A 22,693-nucleotide genomic window follows, 5' to 3' on the forward strand; every position below is an offset into this window, starting at 1 on the left:
GAAAACGCCGCTCAAACGAGTTTCGGCAAATCCCGCAGATCGGGCAGTACCCCGCTCGGCTGCAGGTCCAGATACTCGTCCGGTTCGCCGCCGCGGTTGATCCAGACCGTGTGGAAGCCGAAGGCAGTCGCGCCCGCGATGTCCCAACGGTTGGAGGACTGAAACGAGACCGCATCCGGATAAAGCCGGAAATGCGTCGTCACCAGATCGTACATGGCGGGCGCCGCCTTGTAGGTTCCGCAATCCTCGGCGGAGAAGACGATGTCGAAGACGTCGTCGAGACCGGCGGAGCGAACGGCGCGCGCCAGCATGTCGCGGGAGCCGTTGGACAGGATCGCCAGACGGGCGCCGCGGTCGCGCAAGGCACGCAGCGTCGAGGGGACTTCCTCGAAGGTGTCGAGGTCCCGGTAGGCTTCCAAGAGACGACCGCGCAGCGACGGATCGGCTGTCGGGACTTTCTGGAATGCGTAGTCGAGCGCGTCTTCCGTCAGATCCCAGAAATTGCGATGGGCGCCGCCCATCAGACTGCGCACCCAGGAATATTCCAGCTGCTTGCGGCGCCAGATGTCCGCCAGCAGACGTCCGTCCTCGCCAATCTCGCCCGCCAGGCGAGCGACGGCGGCGCCGGTGTCGAACAGCGTGCCATAGGCGTCGAACACATAGACTGAATGCAAGGACGTCTCCCTCGGGTTGCCGGGCCCCGTTGGGTCATATGGGCAGGGTCTCGCGAATGAAAGGCCGCGGACGCATCGCGATCGCATTCGCGGCCGCCTCTGCCCGGCGCGTGACGAGACGTTGCTGCTGCGCTATGGACGGGCAGGGGCCGCGCCGTGCCCCACGCTTCATGCAGAGCCAATCCGGAGCCGGCCATGCCGCAGGAATTTTCCCGTACCCGCACCTTCGTCGATGGCCAGTGGCACGACGGCAATCCCGGCCTGATCGGTCCGCGCAGCCACGCCATGTGGCTCGGGAGCTCGGTGTTCGACGGGGCGCGCTGGTTCGAAGGCGTCGCGCCGGATCTCGATCTTCATTGCGAGCGCGTTAACCGGTCGGCCGAGGCGCTGGGGCTGAAGGCGACGATGGCGGCCGACGAGATCGTCCGCCTCACCCACGAGGGTCTGCAGGATTTCGACGGCAAGACGGCGGTCTATATCCGGCCGATGTACTGGGCCGAAGACGGCGGCTACATGGGCGTTCCGGCCGATGCTGCGACCACGCGCTTCTGCCTGTGCCTCTACGAATCGCCGATGATCGCATCCTCCGGCTTCACACTCGGCGTGTCGCCGTTCCGTCGCCCGACACCGGAGACCATGCCGACGCTGGCGAAGGCGGGCTGCCTCTATCCGAACAACGGCCGGGCGATCATGGAGGCCAAGTCGCGCGGCTTCGACAATGCGCTGGTCCTCGACATGCTCGGCAATGTCGCCGAAACCGGCACGTCCAACCTCTTCATGGTCAAGGACGGCGTCGTCTTCACTCCGGTCCCGAATGGCTGCTTCCTGAACGGGATCACGCGCCAGCGCATCATTGCGCTGCTGCGCGAGGCCGGCCGCGAGGTGGTCGAGACGACCCTGACGGTCGCCCAGTTTCGCGACGCGGACGAGATATTCTCGACGGGCAATCATTCCAAGGTCGTGCCGGTCGTGGGTATCGAGGACCGGCAGATGCAGGCCGGCGCGGTCTATGCCGAGGCGCGCGAACTGTACTGGTCATTCGCCCGCACGGCAGCGTAGGAAGAACTGGCCGAAAAACGGTGGCAAATGCGACCGTTGGCACTAGCTTCGTTCTCGCCGATTTTTGCGCGTGGCGGAAACACTCCCCGTGTTGAGCCGTTGCGCCCCTAACGACACCAACAGAAGGAGACGGACCATGGCTTTCACGCTTCCGGAGCTTCCCTACGCCTATGACGCGCTGGGACCCTACATGTCTGCCGAAACGCTCGAGTTTCATCACGACAAGCATCACCAGGCCTATGTGACCAAGGGCAACGAGCTGGCCGAGAAGGCCGGCATGGCCGATCTGTCGCTGGAGGAGGTCGTCAAGAAGTCCTACGGCACCGATCAGGCGCTCTTCAACAATGCCGGCCAGCACTACAACCACATCCATTTCTGGCAGTGGATGACGCCGAATGGCGGCGGCAAGAGCCTGCCGGGCAAGCTGCAGACCGCGTTCGACAGCGATCTCGGCGGCTACGACAAGTTCAAGGCCGATTTCGAGGCCGCCGGTGCCGGCCAGTTCGGTTCGGGCTGGGCCTGGGTTGCCGTCAAGAACGGCAAGCTCGAGATCATGAAGACGCCGAACGGCGAGAACCCGCTGGTTCACGGCGCCGTGCCGATCCTCGGCGTCGATGTGTGGGAGCATTCCTATTACATCGACTACCGCAACGCGCGCCCGAAGTACCTGTCGGCTTTCGTCGACAATCTGATCAACTGGGATCACGTGCTCGAATGCTACGAGAAGGCGACCGCCTGATCGCGGCCATCCTCACCGGTCGACTCTGACCGGTTGTCCACGAAGGCCCCGCGGCATCCGTCGCGGGGCTTTTGCATGTTTGCAACCCACGTGATCGTGAGCGCGACGACGGGTTTTCAAGATTGCACGGTTGCCGGATCTGGTTTCAACTTTCACCGCACCGGCTGTTCTGGCCGGAATACCGGGAGAGTTTACATGCTGCAGAGCAAACTCATCGTCATCACTGCGGGTGTCGTCCTGTCCGCCGCAACCGTGGTCCCCGTCTTCGCGCAGAATGTCGAACCCATCGAGGCCCGCCAGGCGCTGATGGAAGAGAATGGCGACTCCGCCAAGGCCGGCGGCGCAATGCTCAAGGGTGAGGCTCCCTTCGATGCCGCGAAGGTCGCGGCGATCTTCACCGAGATGCACGACGTGGCGATGAAGTTCGGCGACTACTTTCCCGAGGACAGCAAGACCGGCAACGACACCGAAGCGGCGCCGGCGATCTGGGAAAAGCCGGATGAGTTCGAGGCAGCACTCGTCAAGTTCCAGGAGGACACCCAGGCTGCCATCGATGCCGCGCCGCAGGACATGGAGTCCTTCAAGCAGGCATTCGGCATGGTCACCCAGAACTGCAAGGGCTGCCACGAGGAATTCCGCATCGACAAGGACAAATAGGCGGATCGCGGCATGACGCCGACGCAGTCGCAATCGGGCGAGGCTGGCCGTTTGTGCGGCCGGCGGGATGATCCGGGATCGGTGCAATGCTCGACCGGATCCTGACGGGCCTCTTTCTCCTCGTCATCCTGGGGGCGGGCGGTTTCTATCTCCTGACCATGCCGCAGCGCCTCAATGCCGCGACCCTGGCGGAGGTCCCGGCCGGCGATGCCACGAAGGGCGAACGGCTCTTCTGGGCCGGTGGTTGCGCGTCGTGTCACGCGCCGGCCAAGGCGAAGGACGACAATCTTCTGAAACTCGGCGGCGGGGCGCCGCTCGAGACCGATTTCGGCACGTTCCATGCGCCCAACATCTCGCCCCATCCGGTCGACGGCATCGGGGGCTGGAGCTTTGCGGATTTCGCCAATGCGATGCAGCGGGGCGTCGATCCCGCCGGCCGGCATCTCTATCCAGCCTTCCCGTATACGTCCTACGTCAACATGCAGTTGGCCGACGTGGCCGATCTCTGGGCCTTCCTGCAAGGTCTGCCGGAGGTCGAGGGCAAGGCCCCGTCGAACGCGCTGACCTTCCCCTTCAATCTGCGCCGCGGGGTCGGGCTGTGGAAACTCGCCTTCCTCGGCGATGGCGAACCCGCGGTAGATCTGCCGGCAGATGCACCTGCGGCGGCGCATGACGGGCAGTATCTCGTCGAGGGACCGGGCCATTGCGGGCAGTGCCATACCCCGCGCAGCTTTGGCGGAGCCGGCGGGCTTGAACTGTCACAATGGCTGGCGGGCGCGCCTAACCCGGAAGGCGAGGGACGTGTGCCCAACATCACCCCGTCGCGGTCGGGGATCGGCGGCTGGTCGGCCAGCGACATCGCCTATTATCTGGAAAGCGGCTTCACGCCCGATTTCGATTCCGTCGGCGGCGCGATGGTGGCCGTGCAGGAGAACATGGCCCGACTGCCGGCCGAAGACCGTGAGGCGATCGCGGCCTATCTGAAGGCGATCCCCGCCATCGACCGGGATGTAGAGGCCGCCGAGGCATCGCCGTCGGATTAGGCCCAGTATCCTGGCGTGCCAGCCGGTCCCGGTCGCATTCGCTAATACAGGCATGGCGGGCGGGGCCGTCCCGCCCGCCATGCGCTCGTTCGGATCAGCCGGTGGTCAGCGTATCCTTGCCCATCAGCCGCAGCGCGAAGGCATCGACGAAGGCGACTTCCTCCAGCTTGGAGAAGCGCCCGGAAGCGCCGCCATGGCCGGAATCCATGTTGGTCCGCAGGATGACAGGGTTGTCGTCGGTCTTCATGTCGCGCAGCCGCGCGACCCATTTCGCCGGCTCCCAGTAGGTCACCCGGGGATCGGTAAGCCCGGCGAGGACCAGCATTGGCGGATAGGCCTGCTCCTTCACGTTGTCATAGGGGCTGTAGGACGCGATCACTTCGTAGTCCTCGCCGGACAGGATCGGGTTGCCCCATTCGGGCCATTCCGGCGGGGTCAGGGGCAGGGTGTCGTCGAGCATGGTGTTGAGCACATCGACGAAGGGCACTACGGCGATGATGCCGCCGAACTTTTCCGGTGCCATGTTGGCGACGGCGCCCATCAGCATGCCGCCGGCCGAACCGCCATGGGCGACGATGCGCTCGTAGCGTGTGTAATTCTGCGCGACGAGATGGTCGGCACAGGCGATGAAGTCAGTGAAGGTGTTCGCCTTGTTGCGCCGCCGACCGGCATCGTACCAGGCAAAGCCCTTGTCCTTGCCGCCGCGAATATGGGCGATGGCATAGACGAAACCGCGATCGACCAGCGACAGCGCGTTGGCGTTGAACGAGGCGGGGATCGCGATGCCGTAGGAGCCGTAGCCGTAGAGAAGGCACGGCGCCGAGCCGTCGAGCGGCGTATCCTTACGGTAGAGCAGCGAGATCGGCACCAGTTCGCCGTCCTTCGCGGGCGCCATGATGCGCCGGGTCACGTAGTCCGCCGGCTCGTGGCCGGAGGGGACTTCTTGGGTCTTCAGAAGCGTGCGCTCGCGTGTGGCGAGATTGTAGTCGAAGGTCTGGCTCGGCGTCGTCGGCGAGGAATAGCTGAAGCGGATCGTGTCCGTATCGAATTCGTAGGAGCCCGCAAGGCCCAGCGAATAGGCTTCCTCCTCAAAGGCGATAGCGTGTTCCTCGCCATCCGAAAGACGCTTGACGACGATCCGGGGCAGACCGTCCCGGCGCTCCAGCCAGACGAGATGGCGCTTCAGGATCATGTGGTTGAGAATCAGCCGGCCGCTCTCATGCGGGACATAGTCCGTCCAGTCGGAGCGCTTGGCCGCGTCGGTCGGCGCGGTGACGATCTTGAAGTCCGGCGCGCCATCGGCATTGGTGCGGATGTAAAGGCAGCCGCCACCCTCGTCGACGTCGTATTCGACGCCGGTCTCGCGTTCGGCCACGAGCCGCGGCTCGGCGGCGGGGTTGTTCGCCGGCAGAAGCCAGCATTCGGACGTCTCGTGGTCGTGAATGTCGATGAGCATGAAGTCGCCGGACTGGGTCTTGTCGACATCCATGAAGAAGCCGGTGTCGGTCTCCTCGTAGATCAGGCGATCATCGTGCGGATCGCTGCCGAGGCGATGGTAGAAGACCCGGCTCGGTCGGTGGTTGCTGTCGAGACGCGTGTAAAAGAAGCCGTCGGAACGCGCCGACCAGGCGGCACCGCCGCTGGTGTCCTCGATCGTGTAGTCGAGGTCCTTGCCGCTCTCGAGGTCGCGGATCGAAAGGGTGTAGAACTCCGACCCCTTGTCGTCATGCGTCCAGACAAGCCAGCGATGGTCGGTGGAATGGGCAATGCCGCCGAGCGAGAAATAGGCCCGGTCGGCAGCCTCGACCTGTCCGTCCAGAAGCACTGTCTCCTCGTCGTCACCGCCGTCCCGCGGCCGGCGAACGAAGCGGGGATATTCCGCGCCGGTCACATAGGAAATGCCGTAGGCCCACGGTCCGTCAGGTGCCGGAACGGAGGAATCATCCTCCTTGATCCGACCGCGCATCTCCTTGACCAGCGCCTCGCGCAGTTCCGTGGTGCCGGCCATGACGGCTTCCTGATAGGCGTTCTCCGCAACAAGATGATCGCGGATCTGCGGGTCGAGCACCGCCGTGTCCTTGAACACGTCCTGCCAGTTTGGCGCGCGCAGCCATGCGTATTCGTCCGAACGTTCACGCCCGTGGCGGATGTCGGTCACCGGACGGCGTTCGGCCTGGGGCGGTGCGGGGATGTGCGGCGGTGTCTTGGTGTCGGTCATCGAGCCTGTCTTGCTGACGTCTCTGGGAAGGGCGGACAATATCGCGGATGCTGCACCGATAGGGGTGCGGAACGTCGTGGGGAGGACAATTGGAAAGAGCCCCATTCACTGGCAGGTACACCTCGTCCTGCGCCGGGCTATCCCCAGCATTTCGTCCGCGTTCGCGGCGTCTCATGCCGAAGGCCGCGGTTACGCATTCAACTATGCACCGGGGTTGGACGCCGCAACCCGCCGCTCGCAATGATCGATGGACGCCCATTCCATCAAAACTTGGTCAGACACGTTGCCTTGCCGCAGCGAACTTGGCTTCGTATGAGGGGGCAATGATGCGACGCGTGTGCTTCGCTATCGATGGAAACGGGGAGCGAAGCAGCGCATGACGGGGATCGAGGCCAACAGCGGATTTCTCGCGCTCGCTCTGCCATTTCTCGCTGCGGCCCTGGCGCCCATCCTCACCCGCTTCCTGAAGCAGCATTCGTGCTGGGTCCTGGCATTGGCGCCGGCCTTCGCGTTCCTGATCTTTCTCGGCGCTCTGCCGGAAGTGGCAGGCGGGAACGTGTTTCTCTTCGGCCTCGACTGGATCCCGTCCTTCGACGTCCGGTTCTCGTTCCGGCTGGATGGCCTGTCCTCGACCTTCGCTCTGCTGATCACCGGCATCGGCACGCTGATCATCCTGTATTCCGGTGGCTACCTTGCCGGGCACCGGGATCAGGGACGTTTCCTGTCCTTCATGCTCATGTTCATGGGCGCCATGCTCGGGCTCGTCATGTCCGACGACCTGATGACGCTGATCGTCTATTGGGAACTTACCTCGATCACCTCCTTCCTGCTCATCGGTTTCGATCATGAGCGGGGCGCTGCGCGGCGCGGCGCGATCCAGGCACTGGTGATCACCGGTGGCGGCGGTCTTGCGCTGATGGCGGGGCTGATCGCGATCCGGGAGCTGACGGGGCTGACCTCGCTCAGCGACGTTCTCGCGGCAGGCGACGCGCTGCGCGAAAGCAGCTTCTACGTTCCGATCCTGATTCTCGTTCTGGCCGGCGCCTTCACCAAATCTGCGCAGATGCCGTTCCATGTCTGGCTGCCGAACGCGATGGAAGCGCCGACGCCGGTCTCGGCCTATCTGCATTCGGCCACGATGGTGAAGGCCGGCGTCTACCTTCTGCTGCGCCTTCATCCGGCGCTCGGCGACACCGCGCTCTGGACGACGATCCTGCCGCTTTTCGGCGCGGTGACGCTGGTAGTAGGTGCGCTTCTCGCCGTGCGGGCGACCGACATCAAGATCACGCTGGCCTATACGACGGTCGCATCGCTCGGCCTTCTGGTGATGCTGATCGGCGTAGGAACCGAGACGGCGATCATCGGCGCGGTGCTCTATCTGATCGCTCATTCGCTGTTCAAGGGCGGCCTGTTCATGGTCGCCGGTTCTGTGGACCACGGCGCTCACACACGCGAGATCGATCATCTGGGCGGCCTCGGCAGGGCGATGCCGATCACCTTCGCGGCTGCGCTGCTCTGCGCGCTGTCCATGGGCGGCATCACGCCCTTCGTCGGCTTCCTCGCCAAGGAGGAAATCTATCATGCGCTTGAGCATGGCGATCCGTATCATCTCGCCCTGATCTGCGCGGCGATCGCAGGCAATGCACTGATGTTCGCAGCGGCCTTCATCGTGGCTCTGAAGCCCTTTATCGGCCGCATGCCGGAGACCATCCACCATCCGCATGAGGGTGCGCCGACCATCTGGCTCGGGCCTCTCGTCCTCGGTGTGTGCGGCCTCGTCGGCGGGCTGTTCTACGGCGCCTATCACGCGTTCTTCTCGTCGCCGATGGCGTCGGCGGCCGTCGGCGAGCCGGTGGCGATCGAGATCGGCTGGATGCCGCATCTGAACCTCGCCTTTGCCCTGTCGCTGGCGACCATCGCGCTGGGCGTGGTGATCTATCTTCTGTCGGAACGGCTGCGCGCCGGGCTGACCGCGTTGCTCGCTGCAATCGGTTGGGGGCCCGATCATGGCTTTGATCAGGCGATGCGCGGGCTGATCCGCGGTGCCTTTGCGATCACGAACTTCCTGCAGTCCGGCCGGCTCGACTATTACATGACCGCGACCGTCGCGGTGATGACCGCAGCGCTGTTCGGGGCTATGGCCTATACCGGCGGTTGGCCGGCGATGCCGGAATTCCCGCAGGTCACCTATTACGAGTGGATCGTCCTGGCTCTGCTCCTGTGCGGTCTCTTCGCCGTGGTCGTCGCCAAGAACCGGCTGACGGCGATCGTCTCGCTGGGTATCCAGGGCTTTGCCGTCGCCCTCATCTTCATGCTGATGGGCGCGCCGGACCTCTCCTTCACTCAGTTCATGGTCGAGACTCTGTCGGTGGTGATCCTCGCCCTCGCGATCACCCGGTTGAAGCTGTCGCCGACCGATCATCGCCCGACCCGCGAGAAGCTGCCGGATGCGGCGCTGGCAGCGGCGGCCGGCGCGGGCTTCGGACTGTTCCTGCTCGCCGTCGTGCAACGGCCGTTCGACTCCGTCCTCTCGGACTTCTTCGAACGCTACAGCTACGCCATCGCCCATGGCCGCAACATCGTGAACGTCATCCTCGTCGATTTCCGGGGCATCGATACGATGGGCGAGATCGCCGTGGTGATGACCACCGGTCTGGGCGTTCTCGCGCTGATCCGCGTCAGGGTGAAGCGCCGTAATCCGCGACCTGCCGATCCGATGGAGGTGACGCCATGAGAACGGTCATCTTCCGTTTCACCGCGCCGTATCTGACCAGCCTGATGGTGCTGTTCTCGATCTTCGTCTTGCTGCGCGGCCATAACGAGCCCGGCGGCGGCTTCATCGGCGGCCTGATTGCCGCATCGGCCTTTGCAATCTACGGCATCGCCTGCGGCGTCGCACCGGTGCGGCGGGCTCTCTATTTCCATCCCATGGCGATCGCCGGCAGCGGGCTGATGCTCGCTGTCCTGTCCGGTGTCGTGTCCATGGTCGTAAGCGTCGAGTTTCTGACGGGCGTCTGGAGTTTTCCCGCATTTCTCGGCGGCGACGTCGGAATCTCGACACCGCTGTTCTTCGACATCGGCGTCTATCTCGTCGTGGTCGGTGCGATCAGTACGATCGGGCTCGCCCTCGAGGAAAGGGAGACAGACTGATGGAGACTGCACTCGCCTTTGTCGTCGGCTGTCTCTTTGCCGTCGCCTTCTACCTGCTCCTGTCCAAGCACATCATCCGCATGCTGCTGGGCGTCGTGCTGCTCGGCAATGCGGTCAATCTCCTGATCTTCACCGCCGGCCGCCTCGGGCCGATCGCGCCGCCGATCATTCCCACCGATCTGGTTACGCCGGATGGGCCGATCGCCAATCCGTTGCCGCAAGCACTGATCCTGACCGCGATCGTGATCTCGTTCTCCTTCTTCGCCTTCCTGCTGGTGCTGACCTATCGCGCCTATCAGGACCTTGGCACCGACGACACCGACCAGATGCGCATCGCAGAACCCGAGGACCAGGGGCTTCCGCCCCTGGGATACTGACATGGCGACGACAGGCACCGCGGATACGGGCGGATACGGCGAACTGGCGGCACTGAAGGCCGAGGCGATGACGACCGGCCCCGTTGCCGCGTCGGACTATCTCATCGTGCTGCCGGTGGTGATCTGCTTCATTTTCGGGGCAGGGCTCCTGATGATGCGCAAGCGCACGGGGCGCCAGCCCTGGGTTGCTATCCCCGGCCTCGCATTGCTGTTCGCCGTGGATCTCGCGCTTCTCGCCAAGGTCGCGACCGAGGGAACGCAGACCATGATGATGGGCGGCTGGAAGCCGCCCTTCGGCATCGCCTTCACGGTCGATCTGATGGGGGCGTTGTTCGTCGCCGTGACCGGTTTCGTGGCGCTGGCCTGCGGCATCTATGCCGTTGCCTCCATCTCTCCGACCGAGCGGCGCTACGGTTTCTACCCGTTCCTGTTCCTGATGATCGGCGGCGTCTCCGGCGCCTTCCTGACCGGCGACATCTTCAACCTCTATGTCTGGCTCGAGGTGCTGCTGATCGGATCCTTCGGGCTCCTGATCCTGGGCTCAGAGCACGAGCAGCTCGACGGCGCGACCAAGTACTGCTTCCTGAACCTCGTCGGCACGACGCTGTTCCTGATCACCACCGCCTATCTCTACGGCGTGTTCGGCACGCTCAACATGGCCGACATCGCGGCGAAGGCCGCGACAATGGAGGGTGACAGCGCCGTCACCATCATCGCCGTCATGTATCTTGTCGCCTTCGCGCTGAAGGCGGCTGCCTTCCCGCTGAACGCCTGGCTGCCGGCCTCCTATCATACGCCGCGCTTCGTCGTGTCGGCGCTGTTCGCGGGCCTGCTGACCAAGGTCGGCGTCTACGGCATCATGCGCGTCCTTATGATGCTGTTTCCGCCCGAGCATCAGGTGCTGGTGCCGCTGATCGCCTGGATCGCCGGTCTGACGATGCTTCTAGGTGCGCTCGGCGCGCTGGCACAGACCGATCTCCGCCGGCTCCTGAACTACATGGTGATCGCGGGCATCGGCACTATCCTTGCCGGTCTCGCCGTGCCCCAGGTCGCGTCCGTGATGGTCGCGCAGGCCGACGGTGGCGCTGCCATGGCCGCAACCGCCGCTGCAGCGCCCGCGGCCCAGACGGGGCTTGCCGGGGCGATCTACTACGCGCTGCATTCCATCGTGGTGATGACGGCGCTGTATCTGGCGGCAGGCGTCGCGGCGCGTCTGAACGGCTCCTCGTCACTGGCCGAGATGGGTGGGCTATGGCGCCGCTATCCGCTGCTGGCGGCTCTCATGCTAGTATTCCTGTTTGGCGTGTCGGGCCTGCCGCCCTTCTCGGGTTTCTGGCCCAAGGTTGCGCTGGTTCGCGCGACAATCCTCGCCGATCTGCCTTGGCTGGCGGCAACCATTCTGGTGTCGGGCTTCCTCCTGACCATCGCCAGTGCTCGTGTCTTCGCCCTCGCGTTCTGGCGTCCGCTCCCGGCGATGAGCGCAGCAGGCAGCGATGCCGAGGCCGGGCAGATCGAGAGGGAGCAATTCCAGGCGCTGGGACCCGACAAGCCGTTGTCGCTCATTCCGCTGCTGGCGCTGGCCGCGTTCGTGGTTGCCGCCGGTGTATGGCCCGAATGGCTGGCGCACCTGACCAGCGCGGCGGCGGCAGGCGTCCTTGATCCGGCAGCCTATCTGCAATCGGTGTTCGGAGGCGCGTCGTGAGGCTTTCGCTCTTCAACCTTGTTCTGGCGCTGATCTGGGTCATCGTCTCCGGGTCGTTCACGCTGATCAACCTTCTGTTCGGCTTCGCGCTCGGTGCGGCCGCGCTCTACCTCATCCGCGAACAGGTCGGCACGGTCGGCTATATCGGCCGCGCCCGCCGGATCTTCGCGCTGTTCCTGCTGTTCCTGGTCGAACTCATCAAGTCGGCCTGGCGTGTGGCGGTCCTGGTGCTGCAGCCGCGCATGGATCTGAAACCCGGGATCTTCGCCTATCCGCTGAAGGTGGAGAGCGATTTCGAGATCACCCTGCTGGCCAACCTCATCACCCTGACGCCGGGCACGCTGTCGGTCGACGTGTCCGAGGATCGTTCGACCCTGTATGTCCACGCCATCGACTGTTCTGATCCCGAAGCGGCGCGCGCGGATATCGCCACCGGGTTCGAGGCCAAGATCCTGGAGGCGTTCCGATGAGCCTTCATGATTTCGCTGTGGGCCTCTTCGCGATCTCCGTAGATGTCGCGCTGGTGCTTTTGGGCCTCGCTTTCCTCTTCACCGTCATCCGCATCATGGTCGGGCCGACGCTGCCGGACCGGGTGCTCGGCCTCGACATGCTGACCAGTGTCGCCATCGGCTTCATCGCCGTCATCGGCATCGACACGGGCTTCACGCTCTATGTGGATATCGCGATCGCGCTCGGCCTCGTCGGCTTCCTGGCAACGGTAGCCTTCGCCCGGTTCATCCAGGCACGCGGAAAGACCGAGGAAGAACGCTTCGAGGCATTGCCGCTCCGCGATCCGCAAGCCCGTCACGTCGAGCCGCTCGAGGAAGGGAAGAAATGATCGCCGATCTCGTCCTTATCGTCTCCGCGCTCTTGATGCTGGCCGGTGCCGCCTTTGCCGCCATCGCGGCGCTGGGCATCCTGCGGCTGCCGGACCTCTACACCCGCATGCATTCGGCCTCGAAGGCCGGATCGGTCGGATCGGGCATGCTGCTGATTGCGCTGGCCCTGACGGCGGATTCGACGCCGGTCGCGCTTCGGGCGCTCGCTGCGGTCGCGTTCTTTCTGTTGACTGCGCCGCTGTCGGCGCATCTCCTCGCCAAGGCGTCCTATGCGGTCGGCTATCAGCTCTGGCCCCAGTCGGTCCTCGACGAAATGCCGCCGATTCAACCGACGACGGAGGCGTCCCAGACGCCTCATCCGACCGTTCCTGCTGACCGGAACGACGGGCAGGCCTGATAGGTCGGTTTACAGAGGCGTCCGCCATGATCGCACTCTTCGTCGGCTTCGCCGGCCTCTTCGGAGCAGCAGGCGTCGCCGGGGCTGCGGTGGCAGCGCATGGCGGTGGCAACGCACAGCTGGCAGCGACCGCCGCGGCGATCGCCCTGGTCCACGCGCCATCGCTTCTCGGCCTTGCCGCGTTCGTTTCCAGAATGCCGCGGCTCGCTCCCCTGTCCGGCCTCCTGATCATTTTCGGAACGCTTCTGTTTTCCGGTGATCTGGCGGCCCGAATTGCCTGGGGCGAGCGACTGTTCGCCAATGCTGCGCCCCTCGGCGGAACCCTGCTGATCGCCGGTTGGCTCTCGGTCGGCGCCGCCGGAATCGGGCTCGCGATACGCCGCCCCACATCGTAGCCGACGAACCGGGCGCAGGTTGCAGCGCCGTTTCATCTGCCGCAGGCCATTTCATGGGAGAGGATCATGACAAACGGGTTCGATAGAGCGCTTTTTGCCGACCAAACGGTCGTCGTCACCGGTGCCGGGCGCGGGATCGGCTCGGCAGTCGCACGGGCTTTTCTTGCGGCTGGCGCGGCAGTGGTCGCCCATGTCGGCCGCACCGTGGAGCATGCGGAGAATGACCTTCTCGCGGGCCTGCCCGACGCGCATCGCGCGCTGCTGACAGTGCTCACGGGGGACTTGGCGCAGCCGGACGGTGGCGACACGCTCGCGCGCGCCATCGTCGCGGAGACCGGTGAGCGCATCGACGTTCTCGTCAACAACGCGGGCACGATGGGCGGCCGGGTCGCTGCCGGTGAGGTCACGCAGGCCCAGTACGATCAGGTCGTCGATCTGAACGTCCGCTCGGTCGTCACGCTCACGACCGCACTGCTGCCCGCGCTGAAGGCGGCCAAAGGGGCGTCCATCGTCAACACGTCATCGATCTCGGCGACGATCGGCGGCAGTGCAGGTTCCTCGCTCTATTCGGCGTCGAAGGCGTTCATCTCGACCTGGACGCGTGCGCTCGCCCGCGAACTCGCGCCCGACCACATTCGCGTCAACGCGGTGTCGCCGGGCACCATCATGACCGACTTCCACCGCCGTTATTCGACCCGGGAGAAGCTCGACGCGACGGCGGCATCGATCCCGCTGAAACGGCTCGGCACTGCCGAGGACTGCGCGCCGGCCTATCTGTTTCTCGCCAGTCCCGTCCTGTCCGGATATGTGACCGGACAGGTGATCGAGGTGAATGGCGGCCAGTTCATGGGCTGAGGCATGCCGAGGCGCACCTCTCGCGGCAATTGCGAGCCTGTGGTCAGCTACTGTCCGACGATCTCGCGGGTGGAATCGAAGACGATGTCCTTGTTGCGGTCCTGGATGTAACGCAGGTCCCATTCGTCCCGGCACAGATAGACCGGCCGCTCGTCGCGATCGCGCGCCACATGAATGACGTTGTCCTTGACGAAGGCCTGCAGTGTCGCCTCGTTCTCGCAGCGGATCCAGCGCGCCACGTTGAACGGCACCGGCTCGAAGCTGACATCCGCCTTGTATTCCCCCGCGATGCGGGAGGCGAGCACGTCGAGCTGCAGGGGGCCGACGACGCCGACGATCCAGTCGGAGCCGATCGACGAGCGGAAGACCTGCACGAGACCTTCCTCGGCCAGATCCTCGAGGCCCCGGCGAAGCTGTTTCAGCTTCATCGAATCTTCGAGCCGGACGCGGCGGAGCACTTCCGGCGCGAAGGCGGGAAGCCCCGTGAACCGGAAGTTCTCGCCTTCGGTCAGCGTGTCGCCCACCCGCAGCGTTCCGTGGTTCGGAATGCCGATGACGTCGCCGGCGAAGGCCTCCTCCGTCAGCGCGCGTTCCTGGGCGAAGAAGTAGATCGGGTTGGACACGGCCAGCTGCTTGGCCGAGCGGACATGGTCGAGCTTCATGCCGCGCTTGAAATGGCCCGAGCAGAACCGCACGAAGGCGACGCGGTCGCGGTGCTTGGGGTCCATGTTCGCCTGCACCTTGAAGACGAAGCCTGAGACCTTGTCGCCCTCCGGGGCGATGGGTCCCTTGTCGGAAGGTTGCGGGCGCGGTGCCGGGGCATGCGCGGCGATCAGGTCCATCAGGCGGTCGACGGCAAAGTTCTGCAGCGCGCTGCCGAAGACGACCGGTGTGAGATGCCCCTGGCGATAGGCGACAGGGTCGAAATCGGCATAGCCCTCGGCCGCGAGCTCCGCCGCATCGCGGAAGCCGGCATAGGTGTCCGGGTGCATCACCTTGGCGAGACCGGGATCGTCCAGGCCGCCCTCGAAATGCACCGTCTTGTCGCTGCCGGCGACGAGGAAGTCGTTGGCGGCGAGATCGTAGCAGCCCTTGAACAATCCGCCCTGGCCGACCGGCCAGACCACCGGCGCGACGGTGAGGGCGAGCTGCTCCTCGATCTCATCGAGCAGTTCGAACGGATCGAGGCCTTCGCGGTCGATCTTGTTGATGAAGGTGACGATCGGGATGTCGCGCAGGCGGCAGATCTCGAACAGCTTGCGCGTCTGCGCCTCGATGCCTTTGGCCGCGTCGATCACCATGATCGCGCTGTCGACAGCCGTCAGTGTCCGGTAGGTGTCCTCGGAAAAGTCACTGTGGCCGGGGGTGTCGAGCAGGTTGAAGGTGATGCCATGCTTCTCGAAGGTCATCACCGACGAGGTGACCGAGATGCCGCGGTTCTTCTCAATGTCCATCCAGTCGGACTTGGCGCGCCGGCCGTTGCCTTTGGAGCGGACGGCACCGGCCATCTCGATGGCGCCGCCGGCCAGAAGCAGCTTCTCGGTCAGCGTCGTCTTGCCGGCGTCCGGATGCGAGATGATGGCGAAGGTGCGCCGGGTCGTATGATCGGATCGCGTGGCCGAAGCATTGGCACGGGTCGGCAGGGTATCGGCGGTCGCGCTCACGAGAAACTTCTCCAGATCGAAATGGTGTTGCCGCGCCATGCGGCGGCGGGGCCGGACGCCGGTTGGCGGTCAGTCGCGTCGGGACGCCGGATCGCCGTTCGGTTCTGCCCGCGGAACGTCGCTGTTAACGCGCTCCTGCAACTGCATGCCGCCAGATAGTCGCTTTCGGTGCAAATTGCACGCCCGCCGCACTGGCGTGTAGGTGTCTTGGGCGGAAATCCAATCGGCTTCGTGCCGGATGCCATTGTCTCAGGGCAGGACGGGTCGTCATGGAAAGATTGCGAGGTCGGCGATGGTCCGGGCACTGCCAACCGGGGCGCAGGCGTATCCCAGCTCCGCTGTCGCTCGTTCTGAGGTGTGCCGGCTATGGTGTAAGTGGTGCGTTAGGGTGCGCCTAGTCGCTCCGCACAACACAACGGAATGACCGGGCGCGTTGCTACCCGGGACAGAGAACGACCTGACACCCCTGTCGCGTTGTGCTGTTGCCGCAACGGGAGTTGTGCTGATTGCGCCAGATGTCTTGAAACGGACACGGATGGCTGCCTACATGAGACCTGATCAGGGCCAATCGGGACTCTGGTCCGCGCCCGTGGAAAGGGAAATTGACACTGAGACCTGCGGCTGAAACGAAGGACGTCTTCGAGACCTCTCCTTCTGACGCGCCCGCCACCGATGCTACGGTTGGCCGGTCCGCAATCGAACTCGTCACCTCGAGTCTGGAAGATTCGAAGGGCGAAGACATCGTCTCCATCGACATGCAGGGCAAGTCCGCACTGGCCGATCACATGGTGATCGTTTCCGGTCGGTCGAACCGTCATGTCAGCGCCGTCGCCGGCAACCTCCTTCGGGATCTCAAGCAGCAAGGCTTCGGGTCCGAAATGAAGGTGGAAGGCCTGCAGAATGGCGACTGGGTACTGATCGATACGGGCGACATCATCGTCCATATCTTCCGTCCCGAAGTCCGCAGCTTCTACAACATCGAGAAGATGTGGACGGTCGGCGACGCCGGAGATTCGACGGTACACTAGAGCCCTGCGCGTCCCCCGAAAGGGGACGCCGCAGTTTCTGGACCGCGGCGGCGAGGCTGGCTGTGGCCGGAACATAACGATGAGCAGGCTTCGGCCGAGAAGGAGCTCGGGCGATGCGGCTGACCATTGCGGCCATCGGGCGGATGAAGGCCGGTCCCGAGCGTGAGCTCGCGGATCGCTATCTCGATCGGCTCAAGAAAACGGGCGGAGCGCTGGGGCTGGATTATGCCGGCCTTTCCGAATTTCCCGAATCGCGTCTGTCCACAACATCCGAACGCAAGCGCGACGAGGCGGCGCGGCTGACCGCGCCCCTGGCGGAGACGAGTGTGCGGATCGTCCTCGACGAAAGGGGGCGAACGCTCTCGTCGGAAGAGTTCGCAGCAGCATTGGCCGATTTTCGCGATGCCGGACGGCGCGATGCTGCGGTCCTCATCGGCGGTCCCGACGGCCATGACGAAACACTCCGATCATCGGCCGATCTGACGCTGTCGCTCGGCCGCCTGACCTATCCCCATCAGATCGCGCGGATTCTCATAGCCGAGCAGCTTTACCGCGCGGCGACCATCCTGGCGGGCCATCCCTACCACCGGAACTGATCTTCGGGGCAGGAGAGGCACTAGAGATGCGGTCCGGGGGGCTTCAACCGGAGCTGCCGGGAGGTGCGAGCCAAGATTGTGGATATGCCCGCACGGTGGCGTTCGCAGCCTGTCGTCCGACGATGGTTGATTGCTTGTTAACGGCCTGATTCTATCCTCCAAATCAGCTATGACATCCCTGCGATTTGCACGGGAAAGGGCGGTCTTGATCAACGGGCGGACAGGCGGCGACGGACGCAGACACCGGCGGTGGCGCATCACTGCTGCCCTGCTGTGCGCCATGACTGCGCTGCATCCGCTGCCATCCTTGGCTCTGTCGGAAGATGGTGCAGCCTCGCCGGATCACTCGGGCCTCGATCCGATGGCGGTCGGCTCGGTCGAGCCGGCGAGTTCCGACGTTCTGGAACGCCAACGACGCCGGACCGCCGCGGATCTCGTCGCCCTGTCGCAAAGCATCGAACTGTCGGAAGAGACCATCAGGTCGCTGGATGCGGAGATCGCCGCGTTGTCGGAGGATCAGGGGCGTGTTCGCGCCGCCATGATCTCGGCCGCGGAGGCCCAGAAAGGTATCAGCCGGGAGATCGCGGCGACGGAAGAGCGCGTCGACAGGCTGGCGACCGAGGAGGGGACGATCAAGGCGTCGCTGCGCGAGCGCCGCGGTCTTCTGGCACAGGTTCTGGCGGCGCTTGAGAGAATGGGACGCAAGCCGCCCCCCGCGCTGCTGGTGAAACCGAACGACGCACTCGGCTCGGTCCGCAGTGCCATTCTGCTGGGCGCGGTGGTCCCGGCCATCCACGAGCAGACCACCGCCCTGGTCGCTGATCTGGAGCGGCTGGCATCCGTCCGGGCCGAGATATCGGCCGAGAAGCAGCGCTTCGCCGAACAGCTCACGCGCCATCGGAAGGAAGAGCAGCGGCTGGAACGGCTGATTGCTGAGAAGCAGCGGCTGGAGGCGGCCAATCGCGATCGTCGCGCAGCCGAAGCAGCGCGTGCCGCCGATCTGGCGGCGAAAGCAACCGATCTCAAGGATCTCATCGCCTCGCTGCAGGCCGATGTCGAACAGGCGAGGGCGACCGAAGCGGCGGAAGCGGAACGTCGCGCTGCGGAGGAAAAAGCGCGCGAGCTGGCACGTGTCGCAGCCGAGGCCGAGGCCCGCAGCCAGGCGACCCGGCTGGAGGCCGAACGCCTGCAACGTGAGCAGGACGCCATCGAGACGCGGCGGACTGCACGCATAGGGACTGACGGGGATACCGAGGCTTCGGCCACTGCGCGGGCGGATGTGCCGCTTCCTGGCGACGAAGCGCCGCAGGACGGTCCTGCCCTCGCATCCGCTGAGGCATCCTCCGATGCTGATGCGGAGACAGCGGCCGCAGACGCTTCGAACCCGGATGCTGAAGAGGCGGTCGAGGTCGCAGCGCTCGATACGTCTGCGGACAAGGTCGCCCGGCCATCGTCCGCTGGACGCTACGATATCGCTTCACTTCGCCGTCAGGCACCGCGACTTGCGCCATCCGCCGCATTTTCGACAATGAAAAAACGATTGTCGAGGCCGGTAGCTGGCAAGCAGCTCATCGGATTCGGGGAGAAGGACGACATCGGCCGCGAAACCACCGGAGCATCATTTGCTGCCCGCGCGCAGGACGTCGTCACCGCCCCCGCAGACGCGAATGTGCTCTACGCCGGACCCTTCCGTTCCTACGGGCAACTATTGATCCTTGATGCGGGCGACGGCTATCATGTGGTCTTGGCCGGAATGGCCCGGATCGATGTAGAACCGGGCTCGTTCGTATCGGCCGGGGAACCTGTCGCGACGATGGGGGCCAAGCGCCTGGCGAGTATTGCAGTTGCCGAATTCGGCGTCTCGGAGCCCGCGCTCTACGTCGAGTTCCGAAAGGACGGAAAGCCGGTGGATCCGTCACCTTGGTGGATCGACCAACCCTCTGGAAGGACGAGGAATGATTCGTAAGCTCTCGATACTCTTTGCCGGGGCGCTGATGGGGGCAACGGCAATGACCGTGGTCGGTCAGAACGCCGGTGCCGCGAATGCTGCAGGTTCCGACACCTATCGGCAGCTCGCGATCTTCGGCGACGTGTTCGAACGGGTTCGCGCCCAGTATGTCGACGAACCGGACGACCAGAAGCTAGTTGAGACGGCGATCAACGGCATGCTGACGTCGCTCGATCCGCATTCGAGCTACATGAACGCCGAGCAGGCCGCCGACATGCGGACCGAGACCCGCGGCCAGTTCGGTGGCCTGGGTATCGAGGTCACCATGGAAGACGAACTGGTCAAGGTCGTTTCTCCCTTCGATGGTACGCCTGCCGACAAGGCCGGCATCCTGGCCGGCGACCTTATCGCCGAGATCGACGGCGAGCAGGTTCGCGGACTGACGCTCGGCGAAGCGGTCGACCGGATGAAGGGCGACATCGGCACTAGCGTCGACCTGGTCATTATCCGGGAAGGCGCCAACAAGCCGGTGCGTCTGACCGTCACGCGCGACGAGATCAAGGTGCCGTCGGTGCGCCACTCGGTGAAGGGCGACATCGGCTACATCAAGCTGATGAAGTTCAACGAGCAGACGACGGTCGGTCTGGAAGAATCCATCGCCGACATCGAGGAGAAGATCGGCGCCGACAAGGTAAAGGGTTACATCCTCGACATGCGTCGCAATCCGGGTGGCCTTCTGGACGAAGCCGTCTCGGTGTCCGACGCGTTCCTCGGCAAGGGCGAGATCGTGTCGACCCGCGGTCGCAACGCCGATGAGACCCGGCGCTACAACGCGCGCTCGGGTGACGAGATCGACGGCAAGCCGCTCGTCGTCCTGGTCAATGGCGGTTCGGCGTCGGCCTCGGAGATCGTCGCAGGTGCCCTGCAGGACCAGCGCCGCGCAACGATCGTCGGCTCGCGTTCCTTCGGCAAGGGCTCCGTGCAGACCATCATCCCGCTTGGCGCCAATGGTGCGCTGCGGCTGACGACGGCGCTCTACTACACGCCGTCCGGCCGCTCGATCCAGGGGCGCGGCATCGATCCGGACATCACCGTCGAGCAGCCGCTGCCGCCGGAAATCCGTGAGCAGATGGGTCTCGATGCCGAGGACGACCTGACGCGGGGCGAATCTTCCCTGCGTGGTCACATCACCGGCAACGAGGAGACCGACGAGGGCTCCGGCTCGCTCGACTACGTGCCGCCGGAGGAAGAGGACGATCTGCAGCTGCAGTACGCCCTCGATCTTCTGAACGGTGTGAAGTCGAACGCGATGTTCCCGCCCAAGCAGGAAGCCAACGCGGCCAACTGATCCGGTCGCTGCCTCCAGCGATCCGACGAAATGCAGGCCCGGTCGTCCCTGGACGGCCGGGCTTTCTGCTATCTATCGCCTGATGGTGTGCAGTCCCTGCTACGTCCCGCGAGCCCCGTTCCAGCTTGGCTCGCTAAACGAGATCCATGCGCGGTCCCCTCTATCAGCCTCTCGGTCTCGACCTCGACGACGGCGTGATCCGGCAGCGCCGGCTGTCGGCCGCGACCATTGGGTTCGCCTGCGCGGCGACGACGATCATTGCCGGCTCCGCCGCCATCGCCCTGTTCGGCCAACCCGAACCGCGGATGGTGGACCGGTTTGCCGTCGCTGCGTCCTCTGAACCCGCCCCGACCGTCGTTGCCGCGAGCCCGGCGCCTGTCGTGCGCGAACAGCTCCCTGTAGTGATTTCCGGATCCGATACCGCACCGCCACCGCGTGGCGGGGTCGGCTTTCGCGTCGAGGATCCGCAGTCGCTTCGCCAGAACCCCAGTACCGCCCACATGCCCGACGATGCGCTCATCGAAGACAGTGCCTACGGGCTGCTGCCCGCACGCGCGCCGGACGGGCGGCGCCCCTACGATGTCTACGCCGGCGCGTGGAGCGGGAAGCCCGGCACGCGCATTGCCATCGTCGTGGGTGGCCTTGGCATCAGCCAGACGGGGACGATGAACGCCATCGGGTCGCTGCCGCCCGGAGTGACATTCGGCTTCTCGCCATCCGGCAACAGTCTCGACCGGTGGATGCAGGAGGCGCGTCGCAGCGGCCATGAGCTGGTTCTGCAGGTGCCACTGGAGCCTGTCGGCTATCCGCAGGTCGATCCGGGTGAGGACACGCTCACCGTGGACGATGCCGCTGCCGGCGACCTGAGCGCGCTCCACGCCTCTCTCGCGACCATCACCAACTATGTCGGCATCATGAACTACATGGGGGGGCGCTTTGTCGCCGAGCCCGCCGCCATGGAGCCGTTGATCGCCGAACTCGGCCGGCGTGGCCTGATGTTCTTCGATGACGCCTCATCCCTGCGTTCGGTGGCCGCCGATACCGCGCAACTGCAGAGCGTGCCCGCGGCGGTGTCGGACCTGTCGATTGACCGATCGCAGGATCCGGCGGATATCCGCAGTCAGCTTGACACGCTGGAGCGGATCGCCCGCGCCGAAGGGACCGCGATCGGCGTGGCGTCGGCCTTCGACGTCAGTGTCGCCACCATCGCGAAGTGGATCGGAGAGGCGCGCGGACGCGGCATCGAGATCGTGCCCCTGTCGGCCCTTGCCAACGATCCCGAGCGTCGCTGACGCGCCAATCGACGGCGTGCGGTAAGCGGCACTCACGGGGTCGTCGCGCGGATCGGCGGCACTCCCCTTGTTCGCATGGCACCCTGCCCGATAATCGCAGGGGATGGGAGCGATGGCTCCCGCCAAACGAACACTGGTGAACGATGAAGCCTATCGAATTCGAGAACCTGCCCTACCGACCCTGCGTCGGGATCATGGTGCTGAACAAGGAAGGGCTCGTCTGGGTTGGCCGGCGGTTGATCGAGGACCAGGGCGAGATGTCCGGCGCGTCGCAACTGTGGCAGATGCCCCAGGGGGGCATCGACAAGGACGAGGAGCCCCTGCCAGCGGCGAAACGCGAACTCTTCGAGGAAACCGGCATACGATCGGTCTCGCTGCTCCATGAGGCCCCGGACTGGATCGACTACGATCTGCCGCCCGAGCTCGTCGGCGTCGCGTTCAAGGGGCGCTATCGCGGCCAGACCCAACGCTGGTTCGCATTCCGCTTCGAGGGCGACGAAAGCGAGATCTCCATCAATCCTCCGCCAGATGGGCATGCCGCCGAGTTCGACGACTGGGCTTGGAAGCCGGCAAGCGAGGTCCTCGACCTGATCGTCCCCTTCAAGCGCGACGTTTACGGCCGGGTCTTCGATGCGTTCCGCGATTTCACCGCCTGAATCGCATATGGGACCGGCGCCTATGGAATGAGCGGCGCCGACACGCCATAAAAAAA

At 64.9% G+C, this 22,693-nt stretch carries 22 protein-coding genes; 19 read left to right on the forward strand and 3 right to left on the reverse strand.

Annotated features, from left to right (window positions below; all coding sequences use genetic code 11):
• Nucleotides 1-11: 11 nt before the first annotated feature.
• On the reverse strand, nt 12-674 hold the full coding sequence (locus ACEQX1_RS15890; RefSeq protein WP_187390302.1) for a haloacid dehalogenase type II: 663 nt from the start codon (nt 672-674) through the stop codon (nt 12-14).
• 195 nt (nt 675-869) lie between these two features.
• Between ACEQX1_RS15890 and ACEQX1_RS15895 the strand changes: the two genes are divergently transcribed.
• The 4 genes from ACEQX1_RS15895 (at nt 870) to ACEQX1_RS15910 (ending at nt 4,172) form a co-directional block, all read left to right on the forward strand.
• Nucleotides 870-1,733, forward strand: a complete 864-nt coding sequence (locus tag ACEQX1_RS15895; RefSeq protein WP_370194042.1) for a branched-chain amino acid aminotransferase — start codon at nt 870-872, stop codon at nt 1,731-1,733.
• A gap of 136 nt (nt 1,734-1,869) precedes the next feature.
• Entirely contained in the window at nt 1,870-2,472 is a 603-nt protein-coding gene (locus ACEQX1_RS15900; protein WP_024348991.1) for a superoxide dismutase, read from the forward strand.
• A gap of 195 nt (nt 2,473-2,667) precedes the next feature.
• Nucleotides 2,668-3,129, forward strand: a complete 462-nt coding sequence (locus tag ACEQX1_RS15905) for a cytochrome c (RefSeq protein ID WP_370194041.1) — start codon at nt 2,668-2,670, stop codon at nt 3,127-3,129.
• Between the two features lie 86 nt (nt 3,130-3,215).
• Nucleotides 3,216-4,172, forward strand: coding sequence for a cytochrome c (locus tag ACEQX1_RS15910; protein WP_370194040.1), 957 nt, complete (start codon nt 3,216-3,218; stop codon nt 4,170-4,172).
• A 94-nt stretch (nt 4,173-4,266) separates the two neighbouring features.
• Here the strand turns inward: ACEQX1_RS15910 and ACEQX1_RS15915 are convergent, their stop codons facing one another.
• Entirely contained in the window at nt 4,267-6,390 is a 2,124-nt protein-coding gene (locus ACEQX1_RS15915; RefSeq protein WP_370194039.1) for a S9 family peptidase, read from the reverse strand.
• A gap of 376 nt (nt 6,391-6,766) precedes the next feature.
• Here ACEQX1_RS15915 and ACEQX1_RS15920 point away from each other — a divergent pair, with 376 nt between their 5' ends.
• From ACEQX1_RS15920 to ACEQX1_RS15960, 9 genes are all read left to right on the forward strand, one after another.
• Nucleotides 6,767-9,124: a putative monovalent cation/H+ antiporter subunit A gene (locus ACEQX1_RS15920; RefSeq protein WP_370194038.1), complete on the forward strand. Its 2,358-nt coding sequence runs from the start codon at nt 6,767-6,769 to the stop codon at nt 9,122-9,124.
• Nucleotides 9,121-9,540 carry a Na(+)/H(+) antiporter subunit B gene (locus tag ACEQX1_RS15925; protein ID WP_005363582.1) on the forward strand — a complete coding sequence of 140 codons (420 nt, stop codon included), beginning with the start codon at nt 9,121-9,123 and terminating at the stop codon, nt 9,538-9,540. The genes ACEQX1_RS15920 and ACEQX1_RS15925 overlap by 4 nt, the downstream gene beginning before the upstream one ends.
• On the forward strand, nt 9,540-9,917 hold the full coding sequence (locus ACEQX1_RS15930) for a Na+/H+ antiporter subunit C (RefSeq protein WP_370194037.1): 378 nt from the start codon (nt 9,540-9,542) through the stop codon (nt 9,915-9,917). Before ACEQX1_RS15925 ends, ACEQX1_RS15930 begins: the two co-directional genes overlap by 1 nt.
• 1 nt (nt 9,918) lies before the next feature.
• Nucleotides 9,919-11,619, forward strand: coding sequence for a proton-conducting transporter membrane subunit (locus ACEQX1_RS15935; RefSeq protein ID WP_370194035.1), 1,701 nt, complete (start codon nt 9,919-9,921; stop codon nt 11,617-11,619).
• Entirely contained in the window at nt 11,616-12,089 is a 474-nt protein-coding gene (locus ACEQX1_RS15940; RefSeq protein ID WP_370194034.1) for a Na+/H+ antiporter subunit E, read from the forward strand. Before ACEQX1_RS15935 ends, ACEQX1_RS15940 begins: the two co-directional genes overlap by 4 nt.
• The gene (locus tag ACEQX1_RS15945; RefSeq protein ID WP_370194032.1) at nt 12,086-12,457 is read left to right on the forward strand and encodes a cation:proton antiporter; all 372 of its coding nucleotides are present in this window, start codon (nt 12,086-12,088) and stop codon (nt 12,455-12,457) included. Before ACEQX1_RS15940 ends, ACEQX1_RS15945 begins: the two co-directional genes overlap by 4 nt.
• On the forward strand, nt 12,454-12,855 hold the full coding sequence (gene mnhG / locus ACEQX1_RS15950) for a monovalent cation/H(+) antiporter subunit G (protein ID WP_277023091.1): 402 nt from the start codon (nt 12,454-12,456) through the stop codon (nt 12,853-12,855). The genes ACEQX1_RS15945 and mnhG overlap by 4 nt, the downstream gene beginning before the upstream one ends.
• A gap of 26 nt (nt 12,856-12,881) precedes the next feature.
• Nucleotides 12,882-13,250, forward strand: coding sequence for a DUF423 domain-containing protein (locus ACEQX1_RS15955; RefSeq protein ID WP_370194029.1), 369 nt, complete (start codon nt 12,882-12,884; stop codon nt 13,248-13,250).
• Between the two features lie 66 nt (nt 13,251-13,316).
• Nucleotides 13,317-14,105 carry an SDR family NAD(P)-dependent oxidoreductase gene (locus tag ACEQX1_RS15960; protein WP_370194028.1) on the forward strand — a complete coding sequence of 263 codons (789 nt, stop codon included), beginning with the start codon at nt 13,317-13,319 and terminating at the stop codon, nt 14,103-14,105.
• Between the two features lie 47 nt (nt 14,106-14,152).
• On the opposite strand, the gene ACEQX1_RS15965 is transcribed toward ACEQX1_RS15960, so the two are convergent.
• Nucleotides 14,153-15,808, reverse strand: coding sequence for a peptide chain release factor 3 (locus ACEQX1_RS15965; RefSeq protein WP_372521649.1), 1,656 nt, complete (start codon nt 15,806-15,808; stop codon nt 14,153-14,155).
• A 563-nt stretch (nt 15,809-16,371) separates the two neighbouring features.
• Between ACEQX1_RS15965 and rsfS the strand changes: the two genes are divergently transcribed.
• The 6 genes from rsfS to ACEQX1_RS15995 all read left to right on the forward strand — a co-directional run bounded on the left by rsfS (nt 16,372) and on the right by ACEQX1_RS15995 (nt 22,637).
• Nucleotides 16,372-16,797 carry a ribosome silencing factor gene (rsfS, locus tag ACEQX1_RS15970; protein WP_009208606.1) on the forward strand — a complete coding sequence of 142 codons (426 nt, stop codon included), beginning with the start codon at nt 16,372-16,374 and terminating at the stop codon, nt 16,795-16,797.
• Between the two features lie 113 nt (nt 16,798-16,910).
• Nucleotides 16,911-17,393 (forward strand): 23S rRNA (pseudouridine(1915)-N(3))-methyltransferase RlmH, encoded by a 483-nt coding sequence (gene rlmH / locus ACEQX1_RS15975; RefSeq protein WP_370193431.1) that lies wholly within the window; start codon nt 16,911-16,913, stop codon nt 17,391-17,393.
• A 205-nt stretch (nt 17,394-17,598) separates the two neighbouring features.
• On the forward strand, nt 17,599-19,359 hold the full coding sequence (locus ACEQX1_RS15980) for a murein hydrolase activator EnvC (RefSeq protein WP_370197045.1): 1,761 nt from the start codon (nt 17,599-17,601) through the stop codon (nt 19,357-19,359).
• Nucleotides 19,349-20,689: a S41 family peptidase gene (locus tag ACEQX1_RS15985; RefSeq protein ID WP_024348976.1), complete on the forward strand. Its 1,341-nt coding sequence runs from the start codon at nt 19,349-19,351 to the stop codon at nt 20,687-20,689. The genes ACEQX1_RS15980 and ACEQX1_RS15985 overlap by 11 nt, the downstream gene beginning before the upstream one ends.
• Before the next feature lie 146 nt (nt 20,690-20,835).
• Nucleotides 20,836-21,981: a divergent polysaccharide deacetylase family protein gene (locus tag ACEQX1_RS15990; protein ID WP_370192745.1), complete on the forward strand. Its 1,146-nt coding sequence runs from the start codon at nt 20,836-20,838 to the stop codon at nt 21,979-21,981.
• Nucleotides 21,982-22,124: 143 nt separating this feature from the next.
• Complete coding sequence (locus tag ACEQX1_RS15995; protein WP_370192744.1) at nt 22,125-22,637, forward strand: RNA pyrophosphohydrolase; 513 nt, start codon at nt 22,125-22,127, stop codon at nt 22,635-22,637.
• Nucleotides 22,638-22,693: the final 56 nt, after the last annotated feature.

This window comes from Aurantimonas sp., assembly GCF_964217435.1.
Lineage (GTDB): Bacteria > Pseudomonadota > Alphaproteobacteria > Rhizobiales > Rhizobiaceae > Aurantimonas > Aurantimonas coralicida.